Origin of the sequence: Microcystis sp. M090S1, from assembly GCF_020246295.1 — a bacterium.
In the GTDB taxonomy this organism is placed as follows: Bacteria; Cyanobacteriota; Cyanobacteriia; order Cyanobacteriales; family Microcystaceae; genus Microcystis; species Microcystis aeruginosa.
In genome coordinates this window covers 1-7398 of record NZ_JADBTF010000161.1, presented here as the reverse complement: position 1 = coordinate 7398, position 7398 = coordinate 1, and the positions used below count along the sequence as shown (strand labels likewise).

6 protein-coding genes are annotated in these 7398 nt (G+C 42.8%); 5 read left to right on the top strand and 1 reads right to left on the bottom strand.

Annotated features, from left to right (window positions below; translation table 11 throughout):
- Positions 1-294: 294 nt before the first annotated feature.
- On the bottom strand, positions 295-1902 hold the full coding sequence (locus IM477_RS07215) for an MFS transporter (protein WP_287731136.1): 1608 nt from the start codon (positions 1900-1902) through the stop codon (positions 295-297).
- Between the two features lie 565 nt (positions 1903-2467).
- On the opposite strand from IM477_RS07215, the gene IM477_RS07210 reads away from it, so the two are divergent.
- From IM477_RS07210 to IM477_RS07190, 5 genes are all read left to right on the top strand, one after another.
- Positions 2468-3571 carry a glycosyltransferase family 4 protein gene (locus IM477_RS07210; RefSeq protein WP_287731135.1) on the top strand — a complete coding sequence of 368 codons (1104 nt, stop codon included), beginning with the start codon at positions 2468-2470 and terminating at the stop codon, positions 3569-3571.
- Between the two features lie 98 nt (positions 3572-3669).
- Positions 3670-4686, top strand: a complete 1017-nt coding sequence (gene glsA / locus IM477_RS07205; protein ID WP_287731133.1) for a glutaminase A — start codon at positions 3670-3672, stop codon at positions 4684-4686.
- 501 nt (positions 4687-5187) lie between these two features.
- Positions 5188-5547 carry a YtxH domain-containing protein gene (locus IM477_RS07200; RefSeq protein ID WP_287731131.1) on the top strand — a complete coding sequence of 120 codons (360 nt, stop codon included), beginning with the start codon at positions 5188-5190 and terminating at the stop codon, positions 5545-5547.
- The gene (locus tag IM477_RS07195) at positions 5548-5913 is read left to right on the top strand and encodes a DUF948 domain-containing protein (RefSeq protein WP_287675131.1); all 366 of its coding nucleotides are present in this window, start codon (positions 5548-5550) and stop codon (positions 5911-5913) included.
- Positions 5914-6182: 269 nt separating this feature from the next.
- Positions 6183-6989, top strand: a complete 807-nt coding sequence (locus tag IM477_RS07190; RefSeq protein WP_002775882.1) for a TPM domain-containing protein — start codon at positions 6183-6185, stop codon at positions 6987-6989.
- Positions 6990-7398: the final 409 nt, after the last annotated feature.

Sequence of the window (7398 nt, the reverse complement as noted above, 5' to 3'; positions counted from 1 at the left end):
TCAGTTGAACCCGGGGATGAGGATGATGAAATCTTTCATAATACAGTGAGTTCTTTTCTTCTTCCGTGAATTCTAGGTTAATCATGTTTTCAATGAGTGCTTTGCTTCTAATTATGACTCTTAAACTATATTATTGTCTTTGAGTAAAAAATGCAAGTTATAGCCGTGCAAAGTATAGCCTATACTCAACGGATTTAGTATAACTTTGTCTTGATAATTTACAAAACGATTGGAACCTGAAGAAGAAAAATTATTACGGGGTTTAACTGACAGTGTTTCTCAAAAAACTGATGTTTACTTTTCCTCTTGTCTTCTTGTTGCTAATTGGTCTAAAATTTCGGCGTGAACTTGGCGAGTAATTGGATAAAAATAGGCAAGAATTAAGCTAATGATCAGAAAAAATGCCGGTAAAGGAGCAATTGCTAGGCGAATTGCTATTAAAGCACTATCTGGCTGCAGGGGAATTGCTTCTCCTGGGATTCTCGGTTTAAAACCCGATGTTTCTAGAGCAATACCGACAAGAAATAACCCCAAAGCTAAACCAATTTTTTGCAAAAGTACCATGAAAGCATAAAAAATACCTTCTCGACGTTTTCCTGTTTCTAATTCGTCTAATTCAATCACATCGGGAACCATTGACCAAGGAATTAAATAGGCCACAGATACGCCAAATCCTGCCAAAACTGCCAAAGCATACATTAAAGTTATTTCTCCTGGTTGGAGCAAAAATAAACCAATTTGGGCAATAATCCAGAATGTCATCCCTAAAAAATAGACTATCTTTTTGTCTAATTTCTGACTAACTGCTTGCCAGAAAAATAACATCACTAAAGCTGTTCCCTGTACTGCCAAAGCGACTAAACCCGATTCTGCTTCCGATAGTCTCATGTAGCTGACGACGTAGTAAACCAAAATCGAGGCAGTTAATTGTACTCCTAACCAAGCACAAAGATAGATGCCAATAACGTATAAAAAGGGACGATTACCAAAAACTATTTTTAATTGTTCTTTCAGGGGAATAGTTTCGGTATTATTATCCGCTTCTCTCTGTTTAATTGCCGCGCTATCCTTGAGATGATTTTCAGTTTTGCCATAGTAAAGGGTTAACCCCGAAACTATCCCTTCTATTCCTAATAAAATTGTGGAAATAGCGATAAAGTCTCTGGGATTCACCCCAATTTTTCCTAGTCCATAGACCGAGGAAAGCGCACCGATAACTATAAAAGCAATTGCCAAAACTTTTTTCTGGGGAGAATTGAGAATCGCTTTTGCTCCTCGTTCTTGTAAAGCTAAAGCGCACCAAATAACTGCTATAATCGACATTAAAGCACAAACTACACCTAACAATAAAAAAGCTTGATGGAGATCGTTGGCATAGGACGATGAGACGATAATATAGAGAATTAATGAGAGAATGCTGCCCCCGATGGAAAAGGCAAAACGAAAACTATTTAAGCGGGTTCTCTCATTATAATCATGGGTTAATTCAGGGGTGAGTGCCTGGTAGGGAAGATTGACTACTGTATAGGTTAAATTAAAGATAATACCAATAAAAATATAATATAAAAATAGCCATAATTGGTTATTAGTCGGGATTAACCACAGTAAAAAATAGCTAATTCCGAAGGGAATCGACCCCAATAACATCCATGGTAAGCGACGACCCCAGATAGTACGAGTTCGATCGCTCCACATGCCAATGATCGGATCGTTAATAGCGTCGAAAATTCTCACCACCATCAGCACACTACCAGCTAATCCTGCTGGTAATCCTGCCACATCAGTGAGGAAAAATAGCAGGTAAAATACCGAGATATTGGCAGTGATAGCCGGTCCCAAATCCCCCGCGCCATAGGCGATTTTTGTGGTTAAATTGAGTCTTTCAGAAGTCAAATGAGCCATAAAAGCAATTACAGAGACTAAAATAAGCTTAACTGTTCTGGGGGCATTTGTAACCTTTGCTAGGGCAGTTGAGGAACTTTAATTTTTTTTGTCTCTAGCAATTCCTGAAAATATAGCGGTAAGCGCTTGAGTGAGATACAGACCAAGCTTTGCCTAGCATGGTTTATAGCTCGTGACACTGTACCTCATACGACTGCACACCGCTATATCTAGCGTTAAAAGGGAAGATTCCCCGATGACACAAGGGACAAAGAAATAGCTTGATCTTTGGCATCCGGGAAAATTATGACTATTTCCCCGTCCTTCACTTTTTATCTATCGCCTTGACCAGCATTATGAGCTAAACTGACTAATATCAGTTATTTTAGCTATCAGCATCGGAATTCCCCTTATTCTGGCAGTTAAACTCAAGAAGAGCCACCAGATTGTTCTTTTTCGGACTGTTAGCGGTTAGGAGCTATTACTGGGGAGACGATCGAAATAGATCAAGAAAGTGTGATAGTACAGATAAGAGATCGGGGAAAATTTTTTCGCCAAACCTAAAACTTTTTGACGCTGACGTTCTATGATGCCTCATATCTTCCTATTTTTAGAGATTTTTTCCCAAGAAGGCGGTATTCAATCCTATATCAAGGATGTCCTGCAAGCTTATCTCACTTTGCCCGATTGCGAGGCGGCCGAGGTTTTTTTACTGCGGGATGCCCCTGATTGTCCTAATCCTTTCAAAAATCAAGGTATTACCTTTCATTACCTGAAAAATAACTCAGCAACTCTCGGACGCATTCAATTAGCCCTTAAGTTTCTAGTTTCTCTCCTCCAGAAACGTCCCCAACGGGTTTTTTGTGGTCATATAAATTTAGCCCCCCTCACCCGTCTTTACTGTCAAGCTTTAGGCATACCCTACACCGTCCTCACCTACGGCAAAGAAGTCTGGGAACCTTTACCAAATTCCCAAAAACAGGCCCTGCAAGCGGCCGCATCGATCTGGACAATTAGCCGTTACAGTCGCGATCTTATGTGTAAGGCTAACGCTATCGATCCCAACAAAGTAGCAATTCTCCCCTGTGTGGTGGATGAGGAAAAGTTTAATTTAGGTGAAAAGTCCTTGACATTAATCAAAAAATATGATAGGGAAAATGCCAAAGTTTTATTAACAGTGGCCCGGTTGTGGTCGGGGGATATCTATAAAGGGGTAGATGTTACCATTCGGGCCCTGCCGACAATTCTAGAGACTTATCCCGAAGTAAAATATCTAGTCATTGGACGTGGGGACGACCGCCCCAGGTTAGAAGCTTTAACCAAGCAGTTAGGAGTGGATAAACAGGTAATTTTCGCGGGTTTTGTCCCGACGGAGGAATTAGCCGACCATTATCGTTTAGCCGATGCTTACGTTATGCCCTCCCGGGAAGGATTCGGGATTGTTTACCTAGAAGCGATGGCCTGTGGTATTCCCGTGATTTCTGGAGATGAGGACGGTTCAGCAGAACCGCTGCAGGATGGTTTGGTGGGGTGGCGCGTTCCCTATCGAGATGCCGAAAAGGTGGCTCAAGCTTGTTTAGAAATTTTGCTAGGTCAGGATCAACGTTGTCACCCGCAATGGTTGCGTCAACAAACTGTAACTAAATTCGGCAAAAAGACTTTACAAGCAAAATTACGGCAGTTAATCTAATTATAACTTCATTGGGCATCGTCTCCTCAATACCGGCCACTGACTAGCCAAAACCACAACTTTGTCACTCATTATTAAGATAACTGTTATGCTCCTCTATGGCTTCCCCAAAAGATTTTATTAGTCCGGTCAATTCTGGTCAAAAGTTGGTCTATCCTTTTCGCAACTATCTTAACTATCTTCACGACAAATACTCTGATTTACAGACGGGTAAGATCGCCGATTATATTCCTGAATTAGCCCTAGCAGCTCCAGAATGGTTTGGTATTTCTGTAATTAGCACTGACGGTCAGATTTTTGAGGTGGGAGACTGTCAGCAAACCTTTACAGTACAATCGATTTCTAAAGCTTTTGTCTTTGGATTAGCCCTAGAAGATCACGGAAGGGAATACGTTAATAGTAAAGTCGGTGTTGAACCCACGGGGGAAGCTTTCAACTCGATTATTCTCGATGAAAAAACCAATCGTCCCTATAATCCTATGGTTAATGCTGGTGCGATCGCTACCACGGATTTAATCACCGGACAGAATGCCACGGAAAGGCTAAAACGTATTTTAGAAATGTTTAAACGCTATACGGGTAGGGATCACGAGATTAATGTCCCCGTTTTTCTCTCGGAAAAATCCACCGGCAATCGTAATCGGGCCATGGCCTATCTGATGCTAAATTTTGGCATGGTTAGCGATAAAATTGAAGAAACCCTCGACCTTTACTGTCAACAATGCGCCATCCTCGTCCATGCTCACGATTTAGCCCTGATGGCCGCTACCTTGGCTAATGGAGGTGTCAACCCAATCACAGGAATACGGGCGATCGATGAACACTACGTTCAAGATGTGATCAGTGTTATGCTTACCTGTGGAATGTACGACGCTTCAGGAGAATGGGCCTATCGGGTAGGATTACCAGCAAAAAGCGGTGTCGGTGGCGGAATTACGGCAGTAGTCCCCCATCAGTTGGGAATTGGAACTTTTTCGCCCCTTTTAGATGAAAAAGGCAACAGCATCAGAGGAGTGAAAATTTGTCAAGATATTTCAGAGGATTTTGGTTTACATTTATTTAATGTGGCTAAACCAGAACGAGATTTAAAAACATGGCTTGAAGGCAATAGTTGATACGCTGTACTGTATTTAAACTGCCTCTTGAGAATTTTAGTACAAATGCTAAAACTCCCTCTCCCCGCTCCGCAGCTCCGGCTCTCATAGACAGTCTTAACCAGTGATTCAGTATGATAGCCGTCCCCGGCAAGAGCGCCTACCGACCCTGGGAAATTAATTTGGCCAGAGGTCTGTGGAAAAAATTTCAGAAACCCCTTGACAAAAGCAGCGGGTTGTGTGTAATATAAATATTGTGTGAGGAGTATAAGTTCAGCATAAGAGGAACCTTTGGGGTCGAAACACGGCAAGACTCCCAGAGGTTCTTCTTTTTCACTCCCTTATTGGCTCAAAGTCAGCAATAAAATCGGGTTTTGCCCGATCGCTAGTTTTTTCTCAAGTTATCCCTTCTAGGTCTGTTTTTGCTTGCCAAGAGCAACAGTCCAAAATTTTTGCCGAAGAAACTGCACAAGAGAAGTGTAATTCCTCGTAAAATTGGGAATTAAGTACAAGGGCAATCCTATGGCAGATAAAAATAACGGTAACGGTGGCTTATTCGTCGTCGGGGTTTTAGTGGGCAGTGCGATCGGGGCAGTGGCGGGTTTATTAGTAGCGCCCAGATCTGGAAAAGAAACCCGTCGAATTCTGCAAAAATCCGCGCGGGCTTTGCCTGAATTAGCCGAAGATCTGACCACGACGGTGCAATTGCAGGCCGATCGCCTATCGGAATCAGCCCGGCGTAATTGGGATGATACTTTAATGAGATTAAAAGAGGCGGTGACAGCCGGAATCGAAGCTAGTCAAAGTCTAGCCACGGACAATCCTTTCCCCGACTCGGAAGAATCCCCCCAAGCCGATAATCATCACTCGAATGACCATTAAATGACCGAACCTATTTTCTGGCTAGGATGTTCTTTACTGCTAGTCGCCGTTAGTTTAACGGCGGTTTTCATCGCTGCTTTGCCTGCCCTGCAAGAGTTAGCCCGGGCAGCCCGGAGTGCCGAAAAATTATTCGATACCCTCCATCGGGAATTTCCCCCGACTCTAGAAGCAATTCGCCTGACAGGGGCAGAAATCAGCGAATTAACCGAAAATATCGATGAAGGGGTCAAAAGTACCCGCCAAGTTGCCCAGGGAGTCGATCGCAGTCTCGGTAGTGCTAAAGCTGGTCTTAGCAAGCTCGATCGTGGCAGCCGTCGCCTCTTGATCGGTTTTAAAGTCGCTTGGAATACTTGGAAACGCAGTTAAGCAGATGGGGAAGTGGGAAGTGGGAAATGGGGAAATGGGGGAGTGGGGAGATAGGGGAATTTCAACTAATACCCCCAAACCCTCAAACCCCAACTCCCTAAAACCCCAACTCTCAACTCCTGACTCCTGAAGACAGACTCCTGATGACCGACTCCTGATAACTGGGTGACTAAAGTTGAGAATTCCCTTAAGATAAAGTAAATAAGTGTAAAGAAACTGAAAGTTAGCCTACACCCTTGCTGAAAAAATTCTCATTGTCTAGAAGTGCTATGCTCAATCGTTTTTGCCGAGGAATCTCGATCGCTCTTGTAATTGGTGTCATTAGCTGTCTGGGTTGGATTATCTGCCCGGATCAAGCTCTAGCGGTGAATAATCCCGAATTACTGCCCAATCAAGCCACTCCGATCGTTGATTTAGCCAATTATCTACCCGCAAAACAGGAAGAAGCATTAATCCGAGATATCGAGACATTTCAAGGGGAAACGGGCTGGAAAATGCGAGTTTTAACCCAATATGACCGCAGCCCTGGCCGGGCAGTGATTAATTTCTGGGGATTGGATGATAAAAGTATTCTCCTAGTGGCCGATGGTCGGGGCGGTAATCTACTATCTTTTAGTATTGGTGATGCCGTCTATGAATTTTTACCCCGCACTTTTTGGATCGAATTACAGGCCCGTTTCGGTAATATGTATTTTGTCCGGGAAAATGGCGAAAATAACGCGATCGTACAATCCTTAGACACGGTAAAAGGCTGTTTAGTTAAAGGTGGTTGTGCGGTAGTCCCGGGTTTACCGAAGGAACAGTGGATCTTAACTTTAATTACCTCAATTGTCGGCGGTTTAGTCTTCGGTTTTGCCGGTATTCCTCGCAAAGAAGGACAGGTTTTCGCTTGGCAATGGGTTTTAATTGTCTCTCCCCTCTGGTTTATCCTCTTCGTTGCTTTTGGCATCGGACCGGTGGTTACTCGCACCAGTGAATTACTGCCCCTTTTCCGCAATTTAATTGGTTTTGCCCTCGGGGTTTTAGTCGCCTATCTTTCCCCTCGTTTTAATTCCCTCAACGCCTCAAAAACCTAAAAATTAGGGGCTTGTCAGTGATCAGTAATCAGTAATCAGTGAAAAGAAAGTAGCGAAGTTTTTACCTATAACTGATACCAAATCCAGTTATTAAGTTGTTGGTTATAATTAAATTAAAAATGAATTTTAGGTTCGATCCCCTCTGCCCCCCTTCCCCCCTTGATAAGGGGGGTGCCGATCCCCCCTTCCCCCTAGGGTTGATTCATTTAAATTAAGTACAGCGGATTTTGAGTCAATAAATTTGACCGAAGATTCTCAAATTTATCTTGTTCTAACCAAAAGAGTTAGTCACAATAACTAATCTTTAATCCTCTGCCAATATTGATTATGAATAAATTGATAAAGCTTGTTCCCAAGCCACTAAAAGCCTATCTCTCTTGAAATTGTCTGAGAGTACATCCTGTTAATT

Excerpts from the sequence above, each read along its gene's own strand:
- IM477_RS07215 (WP_287731136.1), bottom strand. The coding sequence starts at position 1,902 with ATGGCTCATTTGACTTCTGAAAGACTCAATTTAACCACAAAAATCGCC.
- IM477_RS07210 (WP_287731135.1), top strand. The coding sequence starts at position 2,468 with ATGATGCCTCATATCTTCCTATTTTTAGAGATTTTTTCCCAAGAAGGC.
- glsA (WP_287731133.1), top strand. The coding sequence starts at position 3,670 with ATGGCTTCCCCAAAAGATTTTATTAGTCCGGTCAATTCTGGTCAAAAG.
- IM477_RS07200 (WP_287731131.1), top strand. The coding sequence starts at position 5,188 with ATGGCAGATAAAAATAACGGTAACGGTGGCTTATTCGTCGTCGGGGTT.
- IM477_RS07195 (WP_287675131.1), top strand. The coding sequence starts at position 5,548 with ATGACCGAACCTATTTTCTGGCTAGGATGTTCTTTACTGCTAGTCGCC.
- IM477_RS07190 (WP_002775882.1), top strand. The coding sequence starts at position 6,183 with ATGCTCAATCGTTTTTGCCGAGGAATCTCGATCGCTCTTGTAATTGGT.